Below are 22,973 nucleotides of genomic sequence, written 5' to 3'. Positions count from 1 at the left end.
GAGCACGATGCAAATACTTCTTAGTCTTCCTGGAAATGTAGTGAATGAAAACCTCGATGGTTTTCAAAAAGTACTTGAATCCTATAGTAAGTTGGACTTCAAGTATCTAGATAACGTGCCAGTGACTAAAGACCATGCGGGGACTACAGTTAGCTACTTTGGCGATGAAGAGTGGATTTTATCTGCTTACATAGATAGAAAGATAACCAACAAGGATAAAATCACTTTTTCAGAGATCAGTTCTTTTGAACTTGCTACAGAGTTGAAAATGATTTGTTTTTCTTGGCTTTACACTAATGCAGGCAGAGGGAACTCTTACCCACTGAAGCCATCAACAATTATCTTTCAGCACAGTAAGTTGCTACAAGTCTATAAGTTTTTGGAAAAAATGAAATGGGCTAGCATTTCCAAACTGTCGCATGCCGTTTTGTTTTATGAATTTTGTACATACTTAACATCTTTGCAATACAGTTATGGCAACACCGTCCAGATATTCAGCATGTTGAATAAAGTACAAAGGGCGGATCACATTCTTCCCATAGGCCTAGTAATCCCTACCGATCAAAGCACGAAAGCCTTAGCAATTGAATGCTGCGCGGTTGAAAAGACTAAACCAAATCAGTTTTACGCTATGCCTACAAGTATCATGGAGAAAATTTATTCGAGAGCAATCGATTATATTGAAAAACTCTATCCGTATAGAGTTTTGCTAAGTGAACTGATACGAGAGTTGCGCATAAATTACGAAGTAGGCAAAAAGGTTGTTGATCGCAAAATAAATGACGGGAGTTGGAAGTGGTTAACCCCAAATTCCGCAGACTATAGGGTAGAGGTAAATAAAGCTAAGCCTCAGAGCTACTCATCCATTATTGAGTTGTATCTTCAAGGGACGCCATTAGAAAAACATATTTTACCCTGGCGACAATTTGAGTCGTGGTTATCAAAAATCCAGGCCGCTTGTTATATCGTTTGCGCAGCATTTACAGGAATGCGACGCAGCGAACTGTACTCTTTGCATCCCGATAGTTTTAAGACTAGAACGTACAACGGTAAAATCATTCACACTGTACAATCATACCACCACAAGATGACACAAGGACGAGGACAACTATCTGAGTGGGTAACAACAACTATCGTAGGAGACGCCATCTCACTCGCTGAGGCATTGACGCAATATATGCGAGAACAACTGTTCAATCATCCAGACCCGATGAAAAACCACGAGGCGAGTTGTTTATGGCTTACTCAAACAAAGAAAAGTGAAGCTCCAAAGATCATCTATGAAGGGCATTTTCGCAACAAATTTAATGAGATAGCTAAAGAGGCAGGAGCAATTGTAGATGACGAGGCCCTTGAAGAATTTTACTTGATCAACCCAAACCAAAACTCTGTTTTATCTAATAAAAAAATTGCACTTGGATATATATGGCCCATTACTTCTCATCAATTTCGAAGAACTTTTGCCGTATTTGTAAGACGCCACAACCTCTGTTCCACGATAGCCGTTAAAGAACAGTTTAAACATTTGGATATACCAACCAGTGAGTGGTACGAAGAAGGCGGTGCGGCAGCAGTACTTAGAGGGATTAATACCGATAGCGAGCTGTCAGAATTGATAAAAAATGTTCGTAATGAAGTTATTACTGAAACTGTTTTTAAGTGGTACAACCGAAAAGATAAATTATTTGGCAAGCGCGGCCTTGAAATAATGAAAGATAGAGGGTCAATTCCAACAGAGCATAAAAGTTGGCAAGAAATTCACAATCACGTTAAAGCTGGCAGAATAGACTTTGTAGGAACGTTACACTCCTATTGCTTAGCAGGATATCAATGCCAAATGAGCAAGGTCGCCTCACCAGCAAATTGTTTTAAATGTGAAAATCAGTTAATAGATGAAGAACAAGCGAAGGGCTGGTCAATAAGACACCAACAATGTATCCAGCAGATAAAATACCTTAAGAGTATAGATTCTTTTTCTAGTTCTATTGAAAGCCATTACCTTTCACAAATTAAAGCAGCCGAGCGAGTCATGCACTTCTTTAACATTCCATTTTCTGAGTACAAACAAGACGGGGGAAGTGATGACTAAATCAGAAGTTACGAGAGCGAGGATTGAAGAGGCTCTAGACAGAATACTGAATAAAGCCACAACAATTGTCCCGTACTCCCAAAAGCTCTCGGTTAAAGCGGTTGAGGAGGAAGCAGGCCTAGGCAGCGGTTCAATATACTATTACGAAGATATTGTCGAAAAAATTTGGGCTTTAAAAAAACAAAGCTATTCAGTGAGTATGATACCCGAACACTCCTCAGACGCTCTTTCAAAACTGAGGTTACGACTCAAAAAAGAAATTAAATTGAAAAGAAAGTACAAGAGCGAAGTAGCTGAGCTTCGTGAAAGGCTATCCAATATGGCTAGCCAGCACAATTCTTTTGCATTAACCATCGAAGAGTACAAACAGAGAGTGGCAGAATTAGAGTACCAGTTAACAAATGAATAGCATGTCTAATTTATCTTGTATCGTCACATCGAAATCACTTGGTGTTCACACGCTTGTGTGGAGTAGGCAACATTTGATTTAACAAAATTGCTAGAAAGCTTGCGCAAATCTGACAGTTTCTCATTGCACATACTGCGCTCGCACTCTCATTGAAGCTCATTGGCATCCATTAGTGCGTAAGAACTTGTCTGTAAAAGCATACTAGGTTAATTGGTTGCAGATCCTGTGTTTTGGGAGATACTGGATGCAGCAAAGATAAAGCTTAAAAAAAATAATGGGCTGAACATCCATTGGACCAACGTTCTCATAGTATTTACACATTCGCGTTTTTATTGATGCGTATATTATTCCCTAGTCAAACTTAATTCGGCTTGTATCAAACGGCTAATTACTGTGAATTTTAATGGTGTGCGGTTTGAATAACGAGAAGGTGCAAATCCAAACAGCTGTTTAAACGTTTTACTCATATGAGGTAAGTCAGAAAAACCCGAAGCATGGGCAGCCTCAGTCAATGTTGCTGACTTACTCAGTTGTTCTATTGCGGCGCGCACACGCCACCAGACAATAAAACGACTAATAGGTATACCCACTTCTTGCTTAAAAAGATGTGTTAGACGACTTGGGGACAAGAAAACCTTCGATGATAAAAACGCCATATCGATTGCACAACCTCTCTGCGAAGCAATAATGTCGATGACCGCTCGTACCCGTTTATCCTCAGGGCGCGATGAAAGCGCAGGACTATAGACTAGCCCTACCGCTTTATTTACTGTTTTCCACACTTTGTCGATATCGACGTCAGTAAATAGATGCTGAGAAATGGATCCCAATTCTTTGCTAGTAAGCGGCAGAGTATTAATTCCATCACTCTTGGCTTGACGTAAGGCTTTGAGAAATTGTTGGTTTTGCCTATCTTCAGGCTCTAAATAGATGACTACAATCTGATTGTCCTGTGCCAAAATCTTGTGAGGGACATCTTCGAAAATCACAATACATTGTCCGGTGTGAATACTTTGTGCCTTGTAATCTTGAACCGAGATGTCTTTGTCTAAACCAATGCAAATTTGGACAGCATGATGTGCATGAACATCATTATCAGGACTGATTCCGATGTAAATCGCTTTGTAGGGCCACAAATGAATATGCATGGCTGACTCAGTATCAAAAGTTCAGGCTATTGATTTTTGCCTTATAAATCTATACGCATGAAGAATGTTAGCCGATAGATACAAGTTAAGGTGAGCGCGCACAGTGAAATTGTGTTCTTCTTACAATTTTAAGTGTGTAAATAATTTAAAATACCACAGTCCCTAATGGTTTTGTCTTGGTCACACGATGACGCCATATTTTCGAGTGATGACTTTAATGCGTTTAGCTCTTCAATGCGAATAATGACGTCTGATAAATGCTTAGCTATTAACGTATTGATATTTGAACAGCTCTGATCTGGCCTCGAACGACTGTCCATTAGCGTTTTTACTTCCATGATAGACATATCTAATGAACGACACTGTTTGATAAACAGGAGTTGTTCAATAGTCCCCTTGTCGTAGACACGATAATTTCCACTTGAGCGCTTAAGCTCAGGCAAGAGCCCCTTCTTTTCATAAAAACGAATGGTCTGAATACTACAACCTGTCGTCTTTGCGACATCACCAATTTTCATTTTTTTCTCCTAACCGTTGACTCTATACCAAGTATAGACTTTATACTCATACTATTCATCAGTAAAGAGTGTGTTTCTAATGAGCGGATGTGGGTGCGAAGTTGAAATAAAAGACCAGTCTCAACGACAGGTTTTGTATTGGCTTTTGGGAATAAACGCGACAATGTTTGTTATAGAAATGGGGATCGGGTTGCTTGCTGATTCAACCGCATTAATAGCCGATTCACTTGATATGCTCGCCGACGCAGTTGTCTATGGTGTTGCCCTTTATGCTATTGGTAAATCGCTATTGCACAAAGCCAATGCGGCTAGAATTAGCGGCTTTTTTCAGATGGCACTGGGTGTGTTGATTATCATTGATATTGTAAGACGGTCAATTTACGGTAGCGAACCTGTATCGGGACTAATGATGGCTATGGGGGCAGTTGCACTGGTTGCTAATGTCATTTGTCTTGTGATCATACGCAAACAAAGAAATGAAGAAGTGCATATGCGGGCAAGCTGGATATTTTCAGCCAACGATGTGATTGCCAACTTAGGTGTTATCTTTGCTGGCGTTTTGGTGTTTTGGCTCGATTCTCGATGGCCTGATCTGGTTATCGGTGTGATAGTTTCGTGCGTTGTGTTGCGCGGGGCAAAAATGATCCTCGAAGATGCTGGAAATGAAAGACAGCGAGCGCTTAATGCGCAAAGTTGATAAGAAAATGCCAATTTTTAATTGCACATCAAAACTGCGTAGGTTGGCATGGCTACTTATTACTTTGCTCATGTGTCAATCGGGCTTTTCGTTCGCCGCTCAATGCGATGACTACCCTGCGGAGGTATCGTCAGTCCCTGAACAATCAAAGTCGATAGGCACTTATGATGTTCCCGAAAAAAATGTAAATGCTGGTGATAATACGTCGAGTGAAGAGTCTAAGTGTTTCCATTGTGTGCTGTGTCAATGTGGACAGATTAAGTTTCTGGCACAACACCCAATAAATGACGTATCTAAACCGTTATATACCAATCAATACAGTTATTCCCGCAACGTCACTGACGGCCTAGTCGAAGGCCTTTTGCGCCCACCTCAACATTAATCCATTCCCTCCTATATGTTTGCATGGGTGCTTTCCATGTATGTCGTTATCTTATGAACAAAAGGTTCTTTTATGAGTTCTTCACGCCCATTGGGCATAAAAAAAGCTAGCTCAGCGTATCTGAAATTGATATCTGCTGCACTGGTAACCATGAGCATATCTGTTCAATCTGCCAATGCGCAAAAGTCTTCAATCACGCTTGAAAATGCGCTCAAACGCACATTATCAAACAACCCAGATTTAGTTGTGTTCGAATTTAAATCTTCGGCTTTGGATGGTGAATCAAAAATGGCCAGCTTACGACCTGAAATGTCTGTTGGGGTTGAAGTTGAAAATGTGTTGGGAACAGGCGAAGTGTCTGGTATCAAAGATGCCGAATTGACACTGACCTTATCGTCGGTCATCGAACTGGGCGATAAAGTCAGCGGCCGAATGAATGTGGTGAGTTCAAAAAAAGCACAACTGCTTACACAACGGCGCATTCGTACGCTGGACATCTTGGGTGAAACAACTCGACGATATATCAATGTCATTGTCCAACAAGCGTTGCACAAGACTGAGCAACGAGCTGAAATGCTGGCTCGCACAATGCTTCAGACAGTCTCTACACGGGTTGAAGCGGGGGCTTCTTCACCACTTGAGAAAAAACGTGCAGAGTCAGCGTTGTCGCAGGCGCGTTTGTCGTTATTGATAAGTGAACAAAAACTCAATGAGTATAAACGCGACCTGGCCATCATGTGGGGTGACACTAACGCTGCGTTTGCGGAAGTTGAAGGGACACTGTTATCGTTTCCAAATTCACTATCACTTGAACATATGCTTTCACAGCTTCAAAGCAATCCACACGTTCTGCTTTATGCTGATAACTATCGGGTACAAGAGGCCAGATTGAGAGTGGTTCAGGCCAGTCAGCAGTTCGACATTGCGTGGGAAGCCGGTATCCGAAGAATGCAGGGAATTAATGACACAGCGTTAGTCGCCAGTATTTCGGTGCCGTTAAATACCAAGCAGCGGAATCTAGGAGAATACGAACAACAGCGCGCATTGCTTGACAGTATCGACTATCAAAAACAAGCGAAAATTCGTGAACTCACTCGCCAATTAAATCAAGTCATTAGCGCAAAAGACCAAGCCTTGCTCACTGTTACGACCCTTCAAGACAATGTCGTTCCCACATTGGAATCTGCATTGAAATTGGCGCGGGATGGCTATGAAAGTGGTCGCTACAACTATATAGAGTGGGTGACAACGCAACAGCAACTCATAGATATGCAACGAACACTGATAAAAGCCGCAGGCTTAGTCCACCTTCGAAGCGCAGATCTAGAGGCACTTACGGGAATTCCCGTGTTTTCTGACTCTCCCTCGACGTCTGCTCAATCATCAGAATTACTAGAGAAAAAATAATGAATACATCACAATTTACATTACTCACTAGCGCACGTTACTTGCTTGGCGTGTTAGCCATGCTACTTACTTTATTGTTTGCTACTGTCGCCCTGGCTGATGATGACGATGAGGAAGCCGAAGAAAGACCCGAGTACGTAGTATTATCTCAAGAACGGATGCTTAAACACGATATCGTGACTGCTTCAGCCGCGTCAGGATCATTATCGCTCACAACCAGAACGTTTGGGCGGATAGTTCATGATCCTGCGTCACTGAGTCATATTCGTGCCCGCTTCGACGGTGTTGTAAAACGTATCATGGTGAATATTGGAGATAAAGTAGAAAAAGGTGACACGCTGGCAATCATTGAGTCAAACGAGAGTTTAAATCAATACTCAATCACCTCACCGATGTCTGGAAAAATCATAGCTAGACACGCCAATGATGGTGAGCTCACCAACGGTCAAGTGCTGCTTTCTGTTGCTAATTACTCTCGCGCAATTGCTCAATTGGCTATTTTCCCCAAACAACGTACTCATATTGCCGCTGATATGGAAGTCACTTTAAGGCTTGAGGAATTGCAGCAACAATCAAGTATAAGCCACATTACGTCCTCACCGGATGACAAACCCTATTCTATCGCGTTTGTGAACGTTGATAATGGCAGTGGTTATTGGCCTTTAGGCGCTATGGTAGAGGGTTATATTCAGATTGGTTTCCAAGAAGTCAATCTGGCACTCCCCAAAAGTTCAATACAAGAGTTAGATGGGCAAACCATTGTTTTTGTCAAAGAAGGGGAACGATTTTACCCCCGCCAAGTAAAACTTGGGAACACGGACAACCGTTTAGTAGAGATTGTGAAGGGCGTTCAAATAGGCCAGCAAGTCGTTGTAGAAAATAGCTATCTACTAAAAGCTGATTTATTAAAAATGGAGGCGGGCGATGATGACTAATTACCTGCGAATTTATTGTCAAAAGCAAAGCCAAGTCCATAAAAACGGTGAGGTGAGAGCATGATTGCACGAATACTCCGTCTGTCGATTGAGCGCCGTGGTGTCATGATGTTGTTCGCCTTGTTTGTCGCCTTTTTTGGTATGTACAGTTACAAACAACTGCCGATTGATGCTGTGCCTGATATCACCAACGTGCAAGTGCAGATAAATACCGCAACCCCAGGTTACTCGCCTTTGGAGACTGAGCAACGCATAACGTTTATAGTTGAAACCTCGCTGGCCGGTTTGCCTAATTTATCGTATACCCGCTCGATATCACGCTATGGCTTGTCGCAAGTCACAGTCGTGTTTAAAGAGGGCACCGATTTATATTTCGCACGAAATCTCGTCAACGAGCGTCTCACCGCCATCGCGGCGCAATTGCCAACAGGGTTAACCCCTGAAATGGGCCCTATCGCCACAGGCTTGGGTGAAATTTACATGTACTCGTTAAGTGCTGAGCCTCAGGCGCGACAGGACAACGGTCAACCCTATGATGCTATGGCATTAAGGGAGATCCATGATTGGGTAGTTAAGCCCCAATTGTCGCTTGTTGAGGGGGTGACCGAGGTTTATGCGGTAGGCGGATTTGAAAAGCAATATCATGTGAATCCTAATCCAGTCGCAATGATAAACTTTGGGATAAGTACAGGTGACCTTCTCAGTGCGCTAGAACGCAACAATGCGAATCAAGGCGCTGGTTTTGTAGAACAAAATGGGCAACAAGTACTGATCAGATCGGAAGCCCAACTGAAGGGCATCGACGATATCGGCCAAGTGGTTGTTAAGATCATTGATGGCATACCGGTAAAAATTCAAGACATCGCCCAAATCAACCTCGGTAAAGAGCTGCGCTCTGGAGCCGGCACGTTAAATGGCCAAGAAACAGTGATTGGCACGACAATGATGTTAGTGGGAGAAAACTCTCGTACGGTCGCCAAAGCTGTGGACAGTAAGCTCGAAACCATTAAAACAAGCTTACCCGAGGGCGTTATCCTTGAAGCGGTTTACGATAGAACAAGCCTCGTTGACAAAACCATTGACACAGTACAGAAAAACCTCGTCGAGGGCGCTTTACTTGTCATCGTTGTGCTATTCGTTTTGCTTGGGAATGTGCGAGCTGCACTTATTACAGCCGCTGTAATACCCCTGGCAATGCTTGCCACGATATCGGGTATGGTCAAAACCGATGTGTCTGCTAACTTAATGAGTTTAGGCGCACTGGATTTTGGCTTGATTGTCGATGGCGCAGTTATCATTGTTGAAAACTGTATCAGGCGATTATCCGAATCCCAGAAGCAAAACGGCGCAACTCTACCGCTCAAAGAAAGACTGAATGTTGTATATGAAGCCACTAATGAAGTCATACGTCCCAGTTTGTTTGGTGTATTGATCATTACCATTGTTTATATCCCCTTGTTCACGCTCACTGGCGTCGAAGGTAAAATGTTCCACCCCATGGCAGCGACCGTGATAATGGCTTTGCTTGCCGCAATGGTATTTTGTTTTACCGTAGTGCCTGCGGCGATAGCAATTTTCATGAGAGGTAAAATTAGCGAAAAAGAAAGCCCAATTATTAAAGGTGCAAAGGCAGTCTATCGTCCTGTTTTAACCGGAGCGCTGCGTTTTAGATGGCTAGTGGTAGTAGCAGCGAGTGCTTTGGTTGTCGGCAGTTTATGGATGGGCAGTAAATTAGGCTCCGAGTTTATTCCCCAGCTCAATGAAGGTGATATCTTAGTACAGGCAATACGGATCCCTGGGACAGGGGTAGAACAAGCAGTTGAAATGCAAAAAACTCTTGAAGCGAAACTTATGCAGTATGAGCAAGTACAGACGGTATTCGGTCGCACGGGTACGGGTGAGGTCGCCACCGACCCTATGCCACCAAACATTACAGATACTTATGTTATTTTAAAGCCTCGGGAGCAATGGCCCGATCCATCAATGACAAAAGCTGAGTTAGTGGAAACGTTTGAAGAGGACTTGTTTACTTTGCCCGGCAATAATTATGAATTTACGCAACCTATACAAATGCGTTTTAACGAATTGATTAGTGGCGTAAGGGCAGATTTGGGGATAAAGCTATTTGGGGATGACTTAGATACGCTCTTTGCATCTGCTTCTGACATTTTGACCGTTATTTCAACGATTGAAGGAGCTGATGACGCGAGGCTTGAGCAGGTAGAAGGCATTCCAATCTTCACCGTCACACCAAAGCCTGATCAATTGGCACGCTTTGGTTTGGATATAGCCGACTTGCAGTTATGGCTCAATGCTGCGACAGGTGGAGAAACCGCTGGAATGATTTTTGAAGGCGACAGACGCTTTGAGATTGTCGTGCGATATGGCGACGACATTCGAAATGAACTCACTCAGCTTGAGAGCGTTCCCATCGTCACGCCCTCTGGTGAGCATGTACCGATAAGCGAATTAGCCACACTGGCATTTAAAGAAGTACCTAGCCAAATAAGCCGGGAAAATGGCAAACGTAGTATTGTTGTCACAGCAAATGTGCGTGACAGAGATATTGGCACTTTTGTTGAAGAAGCTCAGGCGAGAATCAATGATGAAGTAGATTTACCTGCTGGTTATTGGCTCGACTATGGTGGAACCTTTGAGCAGCTCGAGAGTGCGAGTCAACGATTGACTATTGTGGTACCGGTTACGTTGTTTGTGATTTTGACAATGCTGGTAATTGCGTTTGGTTCTATACGCGATGCGTTGATTATCTTCACAGGTATCCCTTTGGCATTAACAGGCGGTGTAATGTCTCTTTGGTTAAGGGATATGCCTTTATCCATATCCGCGTCGGTAGGATTTATCGCGTTGTCTGGGATTGCCGTATTAAACGGATTGGTAATGCTGTCCTTCATCAAGCAACGTTTGCTAGAAACCGGAGAATTAGTGAATAGCATTGTTGAAGGGGCACTTATTCGCTTGCGTCCGGTATTAATGACAGCACTAGTGGCAAGCCTTGGATTTGTGCCCATGGCGCTCAATACGGGCATAGGTGCAGAGGTGCAACGGCCTTTGGCCACGGTGGTCATCGGCGGGATAATATCGTCAACCTTGCTAACACTGGTAGTGCTGCCTGTACTCTATCGACTCGTGCATAGTAAAGGGGATTAGTAGTGTTCTTGGGCATTTATTCGTAAATGCCCAAGTTTTACCTGAACGATTTTTAGGTACCTATTGACTCTTTATTAAGTATAGACTTTACAATCATATTCTTAACGTCATGTACGATAAGGATAGATATGGTTTCGCTTATTTTAATTAGTAGTTTTTTGGCGCTAGCCGTCCTCGGTAGAAGCTTTGTTCAATATAAGAGAAATGGTGATTTTGGTATAAGAGCAGCATCTATAAACGCACCATTAATAGAAATTGTACCAGGGGCTATATTCGTGGTTACGTTTTGCTTTGCATTTGGTCTAGTTCTTTTTGGTTACTTAGGACGTGCGCCCCTACTATTTGTTCCTTCAATTCCATTTCAGCTTCTCGGCTCCTTGATTGGCGCCTGCGGAATTGCTGTAACTTTGTTGTCTCAAATTCAAATGGGAGATTCATGGCGTATTGGCGTTGACCAGCAAGAAACGACTGCACTTATTACCCACGGGATTTACGCAAAGTCTCGTTCGTTCAATAAGTACATTCTCCATTTGTTGTCACCGCTACTACTGAAAATATTTTTTTGCAAAACACCATAAATGCCAAAACACTATGAATGCCTTAATCCAAGCAGAGAATACAAATAGTCAATTCATCCATACCTTCCCTGTTATACTTTCTCTGGAAAATGCATAATGATTTCCTCAATAAGAAACGTCATGTGTGTCTTAAAATTGGAAAGTATGGAAAAAGCTTAGAGAGCAAGTGTATAAACAATTTCCAGACATTTTCCATATTAACAACTAAATAGTAAATATGTACGATGACCTAGAGAGACGCGCTCAATTGAGCACTTTCTCACAAAAGCCGGCATTAGCTTTTTAGTTAATGCCGGCTTTTTTATGTGTTTAACTTACTTTTTCTAGCTCCACGGGCACGCCATTTAGCACCGCATTTCCCGATAATTCGTCTACCTGTAAATCGTCAGTAAGAATATTGGTGTTTACCCCAGGGTGCTGACTTGCCACAGACAACTTTATGCCTTTTTTGTTGTGCCCCCATCCATGGGGAATAGATACCACGCCAGGCATAATTGCATCTGTGATTTCAGCCTCTATGGTTAGCCGGCCAACCCGCGATTTCACACTTACCTCATCGCCATCTGTAATGCCATATTTAGCCCCGTCATCAGGGTGAAGCTGCAGCGTACAGCGGTTATTACCTTTCACCATACGAGGGCTGTTATGCAGCCACGAATTATTAGTTTTAATATGCCGGCGCCCTATCAAAACAACGGGCTGATTTTGCGGCGTACCATGGTTCGCTTTTCCAAAAAAATGCGTGTTAACCCTGTCTAAATCAGCCATGAAGTAATCAAAATCTAAGTGAATCTTCTTATCTTCATGGAACAAGGCATGAGGCAAAGACGGCTGTAGCGGCCCCAAGTCGATACCGTGTGGGTGTGCTTTAAGCGTATCAATCGACAACCCGCCTTCCGGGATAGCGGTTGAAGTTTCGCTTAAGTTAGCATCAGCGCCCTCTTTTTTACTTGCTGCTCGACCATAAAGACCTGCTTGCAACAAATCATCGACCACACCTTTAGGCTGCTTGTCCCAAAGCGCAGCATAGTGTGCGGTGTTTTTTCCGTTTAGCGCATCGAGCCTTTCTGCTAACGAAAGGTATATTTGCCAGTCGCTAAGCTGGTCTTCGTCAATGTCCACCACCGCTTCCGAATACTTAGCAAAATTTCGCACGGCAAAGTTGTGAAAAACAATGTCGTAGTGGTCGCGTTCTAGCGCGGTTACCGGAGGAAGGATCACATCTGCATGTCGGGAGGTTTCGGTAACGTAAAAATCCACCGCAACCATAAAATCGAGTTGAGGAAATGCTTTATCAAGCTGTTCTGCATTTGGTGTAGTGACCACGGGATTACCTGCACCAATTACCATGGCCTTAATTTGTCCTTCTCCCGGGGTTAAGATTTCCTCGGCTAAACACGCCACCGGATACTCACCAGCAAACGCCGGAAGCCCTCTTACGCGAGAGGTAAATCCGCCCATGCTGCCCTTGCCTGATACAGGTAATACGTCGGCGGCTGGCTGAGTAAACATCATGCCACCCCGCTTATCTAGGTTTCCGGTGAGCATATTAAACAGCATGATGAGATACTGAGTGAGCGTACCAAACGCTTGTACGCTAGCCCCCATCCTTCCATAACAAACTGCAGACTCAGCATTGCAGAAGTCCAAAACAAGCTGAGTGATTTGTGAAGCTGTAATACCGGTAAGCTCGCTCACCTTTTGTGGTGAATAATCGCGAACGTATTTTTCGACCGCTTTTATATCCTCGGCATAAGGTAAAATTTCATCCGCCTTGTATAACTGCTTTTCAAACAATACATGCAGCATAGCTAGCAGTAACAGCGCGTCACTGCCTGGACGAATAAAGTGATGTTCACAGCTGATATCGGCAGTTTCGCTGCGTTTAGGGTCGATAACGACGACCTTCCCTCCACGTTTTTGAATGCCCTTTAAACGCTTTTTCACGTTTGGCACGGTCATAATGCTGCCATTAGAGGCCAGCGGATTCCCGCCGATGATCATAAAGTGCTGCGTGTGATCAATGTCAGGAATGGGAATTTGGGAGATATGACCAAACAGTCGTCGACTAACAATATGATGGGGCAACTGGTCAACGGAGGTAGCGGAATAGCGGTTGTGCGACTTGAGGGCACGATAGAAATACGGTCCGAATAATATTGAGCCCATATTGTGCGCATTGGGATTTCCTAAATACACACCTACCGCATTATTGCCGTGTGCCTGCTGGATGTGGTGTAACTTGCTTGCGACTAAATCAAAGGCTTCATCCCACCCTATCTCTTCCCATGCGCTGTCTTCCCAGGTGCAGTCTTCCAATGCACTGTCTTCCGATGCACTCGCCTCGCCGTCAATTCGTACCCTTTTTACCGGGCGCTTCAAGCGGTCAGGATCGTCGTACAAGTCTTTTAACGCACTCGCTTTCGGGCAGATATGACCTTGGCTAAATGGGTTTTCTTTATCCCCTTTTATTGACAGTATTTGACGGCCTTTCGTCGCTACCTCAATACCACACATTGCTTCACAAAGCGTACAAGTAGAATAATGCAATTGTTGTTCAGCGTTGCTCACGGTAATTCCTACACAATTCATTGTTAATGAGTTGTTACGAAATTAGCGATTATTGCTGTAATAGACAAGCATCACTGAAAGTGATGGTAGAGAGAAGGCACCTCGCCACAATTAGACGAGGTGCTATTGGTTAGAAAGAGTAAGTCACACCAAGGGTTGCTGTGGTGCCTAATCCTTTAATATTGTAGCCACCGTAGGTGTATGACTGAGCGCGCGCAGGATAGTAGTCGCTGTTAAACAGGTTTTCGACACCCATAAACGCGTTCCAGTTTTCAGCGAACTGGTACTGTCCACTTAGGTTAACAATATTATAGCTCGATATAGGTCCTTGATCGCCCACATAGTCGCCGTCAGCATTTGGCGAGAAGCGTTTACGATCACCCACATACAGATAGCTAACTGTTAACGATAAAGTGTCTGATGGCTTCCAGTTTACGTTTGCCGTTGCTTTGGGTGGACTAATTTGGCGAGAGCCAAGGTACACATCAGCTTCGGTATTTTTCCCTTCAACGTAACTATATGTGGCTATCACATTGAGCGTTTCAGAGATTCGATAGTCTACTAAGCCTTCATAACCCCAAATTTCCTGTGGTGCGCGTACAGGCTCATACACACCTGTCACTTCGTTGAAACTATTGGTCGTACCAAGTTCAGATGTACTTCTGTAAGCCGCAACTTCAAGGCGTACCTGGTCGAAAAGAGAAGTGAAACCCACTTCGTAGTTATCGATGATAGAAGCTTCCGTTTGAATAAGACCAATATCATCTACCGTTGCAGCGCGCAGTAGGCGGCCAATGTCAGCGATATCTGAACCTTGCGAGTAATTGAAAAACGGGCTAAAGCTGTCGCTCCAGTTATACTTAATTGCAATGTTATAAGTGGTTGCGTCGTAATCTATAGTGTCCCCCTTAACTTGAAGAGGAACAGAGCATTGAGTTTCAGAGCGACACAGCTTCAGTGTTTCGTAGTCATCAACCGATAAATCGATACTCTCCCTTCTCACACCTGCCTTTACAATAACGTCGTCGTGAATTACCCATTTTGTTTGTAAAAAGCCAGCTAAGCTGTCCATTTCCATTTCAGGAACCCACACGCGCCCATCAACCAGCGGTTGTGAGGTAGTGTCTTTCAGTGCGTCGATACCATAGATAAACGTGGCTTCTACGCCATCGAAATCAATGGCAGTATTAAACGTCGCGCGAGCGCCGCGCTTTTCAGAGCGAATAATAGACTGGCCGCCGTCGTAGCCTTCATCGGGGTTAGCTAAGTTAGGCGAAAAGAAGAATACGTTCTCAATATCTTGCGAGTACACATCAAGCGTCATTTCACTGTTTGCAAAGATATTGCTGTCTGTGTATTTCAAGGTGATGTTCTCATTTCCGTCAGGCCCCTGAGGTTTACCGCGTTTTTGCAGAGCTTCAGGTACGTGAATAGCGTAGGTTTTCACGCCTTCGTTGATGTCTCCGGGAACATCTCCCAAATCAGTTTTTTGTTGAGAGCTAAAGTAGTTGTAGCTAAATTGAAGGCGTTTCTCTTGATCGAAATCGTAACCAAATTTGGTAAAGTAGTTCTGTGTTTCAGCGTCTGACAGGCCGTACTGCAAACCTAAGATGTCGCCTTCTGCATCGCGCTGAACGCCGTTTTCCTCGTAACTGGCGGTAACAAGGTAATCGAAATTCTCCACCTTGCCGTTAATCGCAGCTGAAATACGCGCACCGGCTGACTCTTCAAGCTTCACTGCGCTAAAACGTGAAGACAAACTCACTTGGCCCTCATGCGTGTCTTGCGCTGTTGCTTGTTTGGTAATGTAGTTGATAATACCGCCTGACGCTCCATTGCCATAAACAGACGTAGCGCCCTTAATTACCTCAATTCTAGCAAGCGCGCTAGGGTCAATCGTTTTCACACCTAACGAGCCATTTCTAAGCGGCGTGGACTGAGGCACACCGTCAATCATCACAAGCGGAGCTCGTCCGCGCAAAGACTGGCCAGTATTGCTCGAACTACCTGTATCTGGAGCTAAGCCCGGCACCATCTGCGCTAACAAGCTCTGTAACTCGGGATTTACCTTTAGGTGATCTTCAATCTGCTTTCTTGAAATAACGGTGATTGACGCTGGTACTTCATCAATACTTTCAATAACACGACTTCCAGAAACGATAATACGTTCCATATCCTTTTGGGCATCATTAGCAAAAGAAGGCGCACTAACGGCTAAGGCAATGAGCGTAAGCGATGGTCTAAACATGAAAACTCTTTTAAGAAAATAAGGTTACGAAAGGCGCGTTATACTAAAGGTGTAGAAGAACAATGTAAAGATAATGAAAATTATTCTCATTATCTAAAGTGGCGTTTATACCAAAAGTAAAACCCTGTTATCGTAAAAAACGCAGGGAGTAATGCGATTAATAACCAGATAAATTCAAGCAATGGGCCCGCGAAATCACCAATGTGAAACTTGTATTTGAAGTTCCAAACCTGCGTCGCTACATTCGCTTTTGATGCATCGTAATAACCCGTTATTTCTCCATTTTGAGGGTTTGTCCAAACCCAGCTGTAGGCGTGAGACTCGCCGGGGTTTTGCATTCTGAAACCTATGTGTTCGCCTGAATTTTTTGGGAAGTAAATGCGAAATAGTGACGCATTGGGAAACACCGCTATGGCGTTTTGATAAGATGTATCGATAGCCACTGAAGCACTACTAGCATCGTGGGATAACGGTTCAGGTACGGGCCTTTTCTCAACTTTTGAAAAAGTAACGGTTTCCACCACCTGCTGCGTAGCGCTTTTCCAATTAAACGCCATGCCACTAAAAGCGATGAGTATTAGTGGTATAGCCAAATAAACGCCCAGCACTGTATGAAGTTGATACATGAGAATTCGAAACTTGGCGCGGCGTTTAATCGCAAGGCGTTTTATTCTATTTTTTGGCTTTACCCAAAGGTAAAAACCCACAATTACTTCAAGAAGTAGAACTAAGGCACTAACAGACACCCAATTTCTAAGTGGCCTTTCGTTGTCACCATCTTGATACAACAGCCATCGATGGATAGCCATGGTGAACCCATAAAACGTGCTGTAATAATCGTATCTATGAAGTATTTCGGTAGAGTTGGGGTTTACGCTTACGTATTCGCCATTGTTGAGCTTCCCTTGCCAAGCGAGTTCAGGGTCTGACTCGGGCATTAAAAGCTCGACTTTCTGACCCGTCTCGTCTTCCAGCGCATTCACTATGTAAGAAAGGGGTAAGGGCGATTCGTGAGATTCTATGGTCCACTTCTCTGGTTGGACAAAGGTTTGGATATCTTTTGCATAAATTAGCAATGCACCGGTGATGCTAAGGCAAATAATAAATAACCCACATACCAGCGCTAATAGAAGGTGCAGTCGTCGTACCCAAAGTTTCAAAACAGCGCTCACAAATTGCGAAATAAACGCGAATAGTAACGATTCTCGAAAATTGGTCAATGAAAGTTAAACGCTAAAATCGTGCTTACAATCGCATAAGCTAAATGAATCTATCCTACTTTGCAGTAAGATTAACCTTAGTTTTACAATTCAAGAGTACGTATCTTCATGTTAAGTCATGTACTCTGATGTAGACAGAAAATAAATAACAAGCGGTTGGAAACACAATTATGATAACGACAAAGAAAAGTTTACTGGCCATCACGCTAGTAAGCGCCCTGGGCTTGGGCGTCGCACCTACTTTATACGCCCAAAACGACAGTGAAGAAAAAACAGAATCCGAGCTTGAAACGTGGGAAGTCAGCAACCCACCTTATGCATTAAACGAAGTCACTATCAAAACAAACGAAACCACGTGGTCTAGCTTAGACGTTGCACCAAATGGCGAGTTTATGGTTTTTGACATGCTGGGCGACTTGTACAAAGTGAGCATGAGTGGTGGCGATGCGACCCCGCTGACCCAAGACTTCGCATGGAATATTCACCCTTCAATTTCTCCAGACGGTAAACAGATCGCATTTATCTCGGATAAAGATGGGTTAAGTAACGTATGGGTTATGGACATTGACGGTAGTAATCTTCGTCAGGTAACCAAAGAGAAAAGCAATCTTATCCACTCTCCTAAATGGAGCCCAGACGGCGAATACCTAGTGGTAACCAAAGGCATCATGTCTAGCCGTAGTATTCCTGCGGGCGAGATTTGGATGTACCACAAATCAGGTGGTGACGGCCTACAAATTAAAGCTCGTAACAGCGGAAAGCGCGACCAACAAAACATTGCTGACCCTGTATTCTCTCATGACGGCAAGTATATTTACTTTACCGAAAATACGGTTCCGGGCGCCCGCTTTGAATATAACCGCGACCCGTTAGAAGGCATTTTTGCTATCACTCGCTACGACCGCGAAACCGGCGAAGAGAGCCGCTATATTAGCGGTACGGGCGGCGCTGTGGTTCCTACGCCTTCACCTGACGGTAAATACATCGCTTTTGTGCGTCGCGTTAAAGATAGAACCGCGCTTTTCATTAAAGACATCAAGACAGGTGTAGAAACACCACTGACGTTAGAACTAGAGCGAGATATGCAGGAAGGCTTTGGTTCGGAAGGTTACTTTGCCTACTTCGACTGGATGCCAGACAGCAGCGAAATCGTATATTGGACAGGCGGTAAGTTCCACACTATCAACGTGAAAGATAAATCCACCAGCACCATGGACGTGACCGTTGAAGGCACGGTGAAATTTGCCGATGCGTTACGCTTTGACGTAGATGTCGCGCCTGATGAATTTGACGTTCGCATGATCCGCTGGTCTCAAATGTCGCCCAACGGTAAATCCGTACTCTTCCAAGCGTTAGGTAAACTTTATGTGCGCGACGTTAAATCTGGCAAAATTAAGCGTTTAACGAAACAAAACGACCATGACGAATACTATCCGCGCTTTTCTAACGACGGAAAGTCGATTGTTTATACGACATGGAATGACCAAGACCTAGGCACCGTTCGCGTGGTTTCTGCTCGTGGCGGGAAAGGAAAGGTTATTACCCAGCAGCCAGGTCACTACATTGAGCCGTCGTTCTCTGCCGATGGCGAGAAAGTCGTCTTCCGCAAGTTTACGGGCGGCTACTTATTAGACCCCAAATACTCGGTTGAGCCAGGAATTTACGTAGCAGATCTTGAAGAAGACACCGTAGAAAAAGTCTCTGATGGCGGCTACAACGCGCATTTCGCGGGTAACGACGACCGAGTGTATTTCACCGAATCAGCGGGCGGCGAAGCTTACTACGAAACCCAGCTTTCAAGCGTTAACCTTAAGGGTAACGACAAGCGAACTCACCTTTACGGTGCAGATAAAGTAAGTGAGTACAAACTTTCACACGATAAGAAATGGGTTGCGTTTGTTTACCAGTTCAAAACGTACGTGGCGCCATTTGTCGAAAATGGCAAGCGCATCACCATAGGCCCGAACATGACCTCACTGCCGGTAACGCAGCTCTCAAGCCGTGCAGGTGAATACTTAACGTGGTCTCCTGACAATAGAACCCTTAGCTGGTTTAACGGCCCTACGCTATTTAGCCGTTCACTCGATGAAGCCTTTGCCTTTGTTGATGGCGCAGCGGAAATGCTGCCTGAGCCGGTAGCTGAAGGTATGGATTTGTCGTTTACCACTAAAGCTGACAAGCCATCTGGTTACAAAGCTTTGGTTGGCGGTAAAGTGGTAACCATGCGCGATGCCGACAACACCCAAGAGGTGATTGAAGATGGCGTTGTGCTGATTAAAGACAACCGCATTGAAGCAGTGGGTAAACGTGGCGATGTGACCATTCCTGATGATGCAATGAAAATAGACACAACGGGTAAAACCATTATCCCAGGGCTTGTTGATGCGCACGCTCACGGCTCGCAGGGCCGCAATGAGATTATTCCTCAGCAAAACTGGAGTCAGTACTCGAATGTGTCGTTCGGCGTAACAACCATTCATGATCCTTCAAACGACACGACAGAAATTTTTGCTGCGGCAGAATTACAGCGTAAAGGCGATATTGTTGCGCCACGTATCTACTCCACCGGCACGATTTTATACGGTGCAGAAGGACTAGGTTACAAAGCGATTATCAACAATTATGAAGATGCCTATTTCCACGTAGAGCGCTTGAAAGAAGCCGGTGCTATTTCAGTGAAAAGCTACAATCAGCCGCGTCGTGACCAGCGTCAGCAAGTGCTGTGGGCAGCAAAAAATCAAGAGATGATGGTAGTGCCTGAAGGGGGCGGTAAGCTTCAGCAGAATCTGACTATGTTGGTAGATGGCCATACGGGTCTTGAGCACAGCATTCCTGTGGAAAAAGGCTATAGCGACGTCACTCAACTGTGGAAAGCCACGGAGTTCGGCTATACGCCGACCTTTGTTGTGTCGTACGGCGGCATGATGGGTGAAGAATACTGGTACGATAAAACTGAAGTGTGGAAGAACCCGCGTCTTCTTCGCTATACCCCGTCGACGATTCTAGATAGCCGTGCGATCCGCAGACCTACTGCGCCAGAAAATCAGTACAACCACCAAAACGTAGCAAGCTACGCCAAAGAACTCCGAGATAATGGGGTCAGTGTACATATTGGTGCTCACGGACAGCGTGAAGGCTTAGCTGCTCACTGGGAGCTGTGGATCATGGAACAAGGCGGCTTCACGCCTTGGGAAGCGCTACGCGGCGGTACTATTGATGGCGCGAAACACCTAGGTATGGGCAAAGATCTTGGCAGTATCGAAAAAGGTAAACTTGCTGACCTAGTGGTGATTGATGGCGACGTATTAAGCGACATTAGAAAGAGTGAATTCGTAGAATACACTGTACTAAATGGACGCGTATACGAGTCGGCCACCATGAACGAAGTGGGCAGTAAGAAAAAACGCAAACCGTTCTTCTTTGAACAAGACAATGCCACCTTTATGCCGCAACAAACGGCAGATGATGTGGAAGCGAAAGCGCACCACTATCATTGGGAGCATTAATTCTGCGTCCAAAGGCCTGTAGTAATAAATAACATAAACTAGTAGGCCTTAATTAACCCAACGCTAAAGCCGACGAAAGCTTCCTGTTTCGTCGGCTTTTTATTTTCTGAATATGAAAACTTACCTGTGCATGTTTAAAACTGAGTTTAGTCTTAAGTAAAAGAGTGGTATAACTGCTTTAAGGATGGAGGGTAATATATGAACCACCCCAAATCAGATTAAAAGGACTTATTCGCCATGCAGTATTATTTGCCACTAGCATTACTGCTTAACGCACTCATTTTTGCTTCAGCTGGCGCTCAAACGAGCGAAGCCCCTACCTATTATCAAGATTGCGCCGTTCTCGATTTTGGCGAACAAGATCTATCTACGATGACAGAAGCGGAGAAAATACAAGCGTTAGACGACTCCTTATTTGGCGCGCTAAACCAAAGCGAAGAATGCATGAACGCAGCGGCGCAATCGAGCGCACAAAGCGTAGCTAGCGCGGCGGGTCAAGGTACAGGACAAGGCGCTGGTGCGGGTAATACCTCGAGCACATCATCTTCGGGGGCAGGCGCTGGGCAGTCTAGCTCACAAAGCAGCACTGAGTCTCAAGAATCATCGACGAATACACAAACAACCACTTCAAGTTCAGATCCTTCAAAACAGTCTGTTGGAGGACAAGCGAAAGGTGGAAGTTCAGCGGTATGTGACGCCGTAATTGCCGGCTTGCAAGGAGCAACAACTGAGTCTGAAAAGGCGCATTTCCAAGCATTAAAAGAGCAATACGGTTGTAAATAAAAAATCAGAGGAAGGAAAGGATATGTCTTCATTTAAACCCAAGGCCCTGTTTACCGTGGTCGCAACAGCATCGTTTATACTCTTGAGCGGATGTGGCTCAACGCAGACTAATGTCACCAGTGTAGGACCATCTATGGTAGGCCCAGGAGGCGGTCAGGCGTTAGGCGCACAAAAAAATACCTACAACTACAACTCCGAAATTTACATGGATGTTGCCATACCTGTATTTGACCCAGGCTTTCCTACAGAACGTGATGGCACTATCGATTACGATGAAATAGAAGAGGAAGGGATTTGGCCTCAAGTGCGTCGCTTAGAAGCTAACCGCTTTGCGATAGCAACCAAAGAAGCCCTAGGTGAAACCAAATCTTTCGGCAGCATTAACGTAACGCCAGATACTTCTGCACTTGCCGATGTTTACGTGCTGGGCAAAATTAATTACTCAGATACTGAAACTGTAGAAATTGGCGTGAAAGTGATGGACGCTAAAAACACAGTATGGGGTGAAGAAGAATTTGAATACCGCGTAAGTGAAGGCTGGTATCGCGATGCCATGTCTCGCGGCGAAAACCCTAACGGCCCAGTTTTCGAGCAAATTGCAAAATTCGTTTATGATTTGCTTATAAAGAAATCCGATGCCTACAAGCAAGAAGTGCAAATGGTGTCAGACCTGCGCTACGCACAAATGTATAGCCCTGAGTCGTTTAGCCAATACCTTACTCAAGGCAGAAGAGGTGAGATTGAGCTAGTAAGTGCGCCTTCAGATAGCGATCCAATGCTTCGTCGCGTGCGCGCCATACAGGCAAAAGATGAACAATTTATAGATAGCCTTCAAGAAACCTATGATTCTTTTTGGGTAACCACTGAAGAGCCATACCGTAAGTACCAGAAAGAGACACTTCCTGAAGCCAAGAAAATCAGAGAACTTGAAGCAGAGCGCACCACACAACAAGTCACGGCAGGGTTATTCGCAGTCGCGTCAGTGCTTTTAGGCTCTAACTCTAGCTCAACGGCTGGTCAAGTAGCCGCTGCAGGTGCTGGTATTGCCGCAATTGGCACACTGAGTGAAGCAATCAAAACTAACAAAGAGCTTCACGCCCAACGGGATCTATTCGATGAAATGGGGCAAAACCTTGATATTCAGGTAGCCGATCAAATTGTTGAAATAGACAATCAACGAATTGAGCTTCAAGGCACAGCAAGCGAACAATACTACCAGCTTCGCGCTCGCCTTAAAGATATCTATGACATGGAATCCACACCAATGACTGCGCTATAAGCCCAGTCGTTGGTGTTATCAAAACCATTAAATAA

16 protein-coding genes are annotated in these 22,973 nt (G+C 44.5%); 11 read left to right on the top strand and 5 right to left on the bottom strand.

The window, feature by feature from the left end; all coding sequences use genetic code 11:
• The first annotated feature begins 40 nt into the window (after positions 1-40).
• Together MHN02_RS16875 and MHN02_RS16870 are read left to right on the top strand one after the other, a co-directional pair.
• Positions 41-2,089: an integrase gene (locus MHN02_RS16875; protein ID WP_239247440.1), complete on the top strand. Its 2,049-nt coding sequence runs from the start codon at positions 41-43 to the stop codon at positions 2,087-2,089.
• Complete coding sequence (locus MHN02_RS16870) at positions 2,082-2,498, top strand: hypothetical protein (protein WP_236547131.1); 417 nt, start codon at positions 2,082-2,084, stop codon at positions 2,496-2,498. Before MHN02_RS16875 ends, MHN02_RS16870 begins: the two co-directional genes overlap by 8 nt.
• A 344-nt stretch (positions 2,499-2,842) precedes the next feature.
• On the opposite strand, the gene MHN02_RS16865 is transcribed toward MHN02_RS16870, so the two are convergent.
• Entirely contained in the window at positions 2,843-3,646 is an 804-nt protein-coding gene (locus MHN02_RS16865) for an AraC family transcriptional regulator (RefSeq protein WP_239247439.1), read from the bottom strand.
• A gap of 128 nt (positions 3,647-3,774) precedes the next feature.
• Entirely contained in the window at positions 3,775-4,164 is a 390-nt protein-coding gene (gene cadR / locus MHN02_RS16860) for a Cd(II)/Pb(II)-responsive transcriptional regulator (protein ID WP_015065929.1), read from the bottom strand.
• Positions 4,165-4,243: 79 nt separating this feature from the next.
• Here cadR and MHN02_RS16855 point away from each other — a divergent pair, with 79 nt between their 5' ends.
• From MHN02_RS16855 to MHN02_RS16830, 6 genes are all read left to right on the top strand, one after another.
• Complete coding sequence (locus tag MHN02_RS16855) at positions 4,244-4,861, top strand: cation transporter (protein WP_015065928.1); 618 nt, start codon at positions 4,244-4,246, stop codon at positions 4,859-4,861.
• The gene (locus tag MHN02_RS16850; protein ID WP_004588585.1) at positions 4,848-5,243 is read left to right on the top strand and encodes a hypothetical protein; all 396 of its coding nucleotides are present in this window, start codon (positions 4,848-4,850) and stop codon (positions 5,241-5,243) included. Before MHN02_RS16855 ends, MHN02_RS16850 begins: the two co-directional genes overlap by 14 nt.
• A 72-nt stretch (positions 5,244-5,315) precedes the next feature.
• Entirely contained in the window at positions 5,316-6,650 is a 1,335-nt protein-coding gene (locus MHN02_RS16845) for a TolC family protein (protein ID WP_029937684.1), read from the top strand.
• Positions 6,650-7,585 carry an efflux RND transporter periplasmic adaptor subunit gene (locus MHN02_RS16840; RefSeq protein ID WP_061093929.1) on the top strand — a complete coding sequence of 312 codons (936 nt, stop codon included), beginning with the start codon at positions 6,650-6,652 and terminating at the stop codon, positions 7,583-7,585. The genes MHN02_RS16845 and MHN02_RS16840 overlap by 1 nt, the downstream gene beginning before the upstream one ends.
• 60 nt (positions 7,586-7,645) lie before the next feature.
• Positions 7,646-10,753 (top strand): CusA/CzcA family heavy metal efflux RND transporter, encoded by a 3,108-nt coding sequence (locus tag MHN02_RS16835; RefSeq protein WP_239247438.1) that lies wholly within the window; start codon positions 7,646-7,648, stop codon positions 10,751-10,753.
• Between the two features lie 128 nt (positions 10,754-10,881).
• On the top strand, positions 10,882-11,331 hold the full coding sequence (locus MHN02_RS16830; RefSeq protein ID WP_239247437.1) for a hypothetical protein: 450 nt from the start codon (positions 10,882-10,884) through the stop codon (positions 11,329-11,331).
• A 309-nt stretch (positions 11,332-11,640) separates the two neighbouring features.
• Here the strand turns inward: MHN02_RS16830 and MHN02_RS16825 are convergent, their stop codons facing one another.
• From MHN02_RS16825 to MHN02_RS16815, 3 genes are all read right to left on the bottom strand, one after another.
• Entirely contained in the window at positions 11,641-13,902 is a 2,262-nt protein-coding gene (locus MHN02_RS16825; protein WP_239247436.1) for a molybdopterin oxidoreductase family protein, read from the bottom strand.
• A gap of 130 nt (positions 13,903-14,032) precedes the next feature.
• Entirely contained in the window at positions 14,033-16,150 is a 2,118-nt protein-coding gene (locus tag MHN02_RS16820; RefSeq protein WP_171337414.1) for a TonB-dependent receptor, read from the bottom strand.
• Positions 16,151-16,239: 89 nt separating this feature from the next.
• The gene (locus MHN02_RS16815) at positions 16,240-17,370 is read right to left on the bottom strand and encodes a PepSY-associated TM helix domain-containing protein (RefSeq protein WP_171337415.1); all 1,131 of its coding nucleotides are present in this window, start codon (positions 17,368-17,370) and stop codon (positions 16,240-16,242) included.
• 170 nt (positions 17,371-17,540) lie between these two features.
• Here MHN02_RS16815 and MHN02_RS16810 point away from each other — a divergent pair, with 170 nt between their 5' ends.
• The 3 genes from MHN02_RS16810 to MHN02_RS16800 all read left to right on the top strand — a co-directional run bounded on the left by MHN02_RS16810 (position 17,541) and on the right by MHN02_RS16800 (position 22,938).
• Complete coding sequence (locus tag MHN02_RS16810) at positions 17,541-20,876, top strand: amidohydrolase family protein (RefSeq protein WP_239247435.1); 3,336 nt, start codon at positions 17,541-17,543, stop codon at positions 20,874-20,876.
• Positions 20,877-21,113: 237 nt separating this feature from the next.
• Positions 21,114-21,659, top strand: coding sequence for a hypothetical protein (locus MHN02_RS16805; RefSeq protein ID WP_039233996.1), 546 nt, complete (start codon positions 21,114-21,116; stop codon positions 21,657-21,659).
• A 22-nt stretch (positions 21,660-21,681) separates the two neighbouring features.
• Positions 21,682-22,938 (top strand): hypothetical protein, encoded by a 1,257-nt coding sequence (locus MHN02_RS16800; protein WP_239247434.1) that lies wholly within the window; start codon positions 21,682-21,684, stop codon positions 22,936-22,938.
• The last annotated feature ends 35 nt before the right edge of the window (positions 22,939-22,973 follow it).

This window comes from Alteromonas sp. CNT1-28, from assembly GCF_022348345.1.
In the GTDB taxonomy this organism is placed as follows: Bacteria; Pseudomonadota; Gammaproteobacteria; order Enterobacterales; family Alteromonadaceae; genus Alteromonas; species Alteromonas macleodii.
Note: the sequence above shows the minus strand (reverse complement) of the source record. Positions and strands in the feature narration are given on the sequence as shown.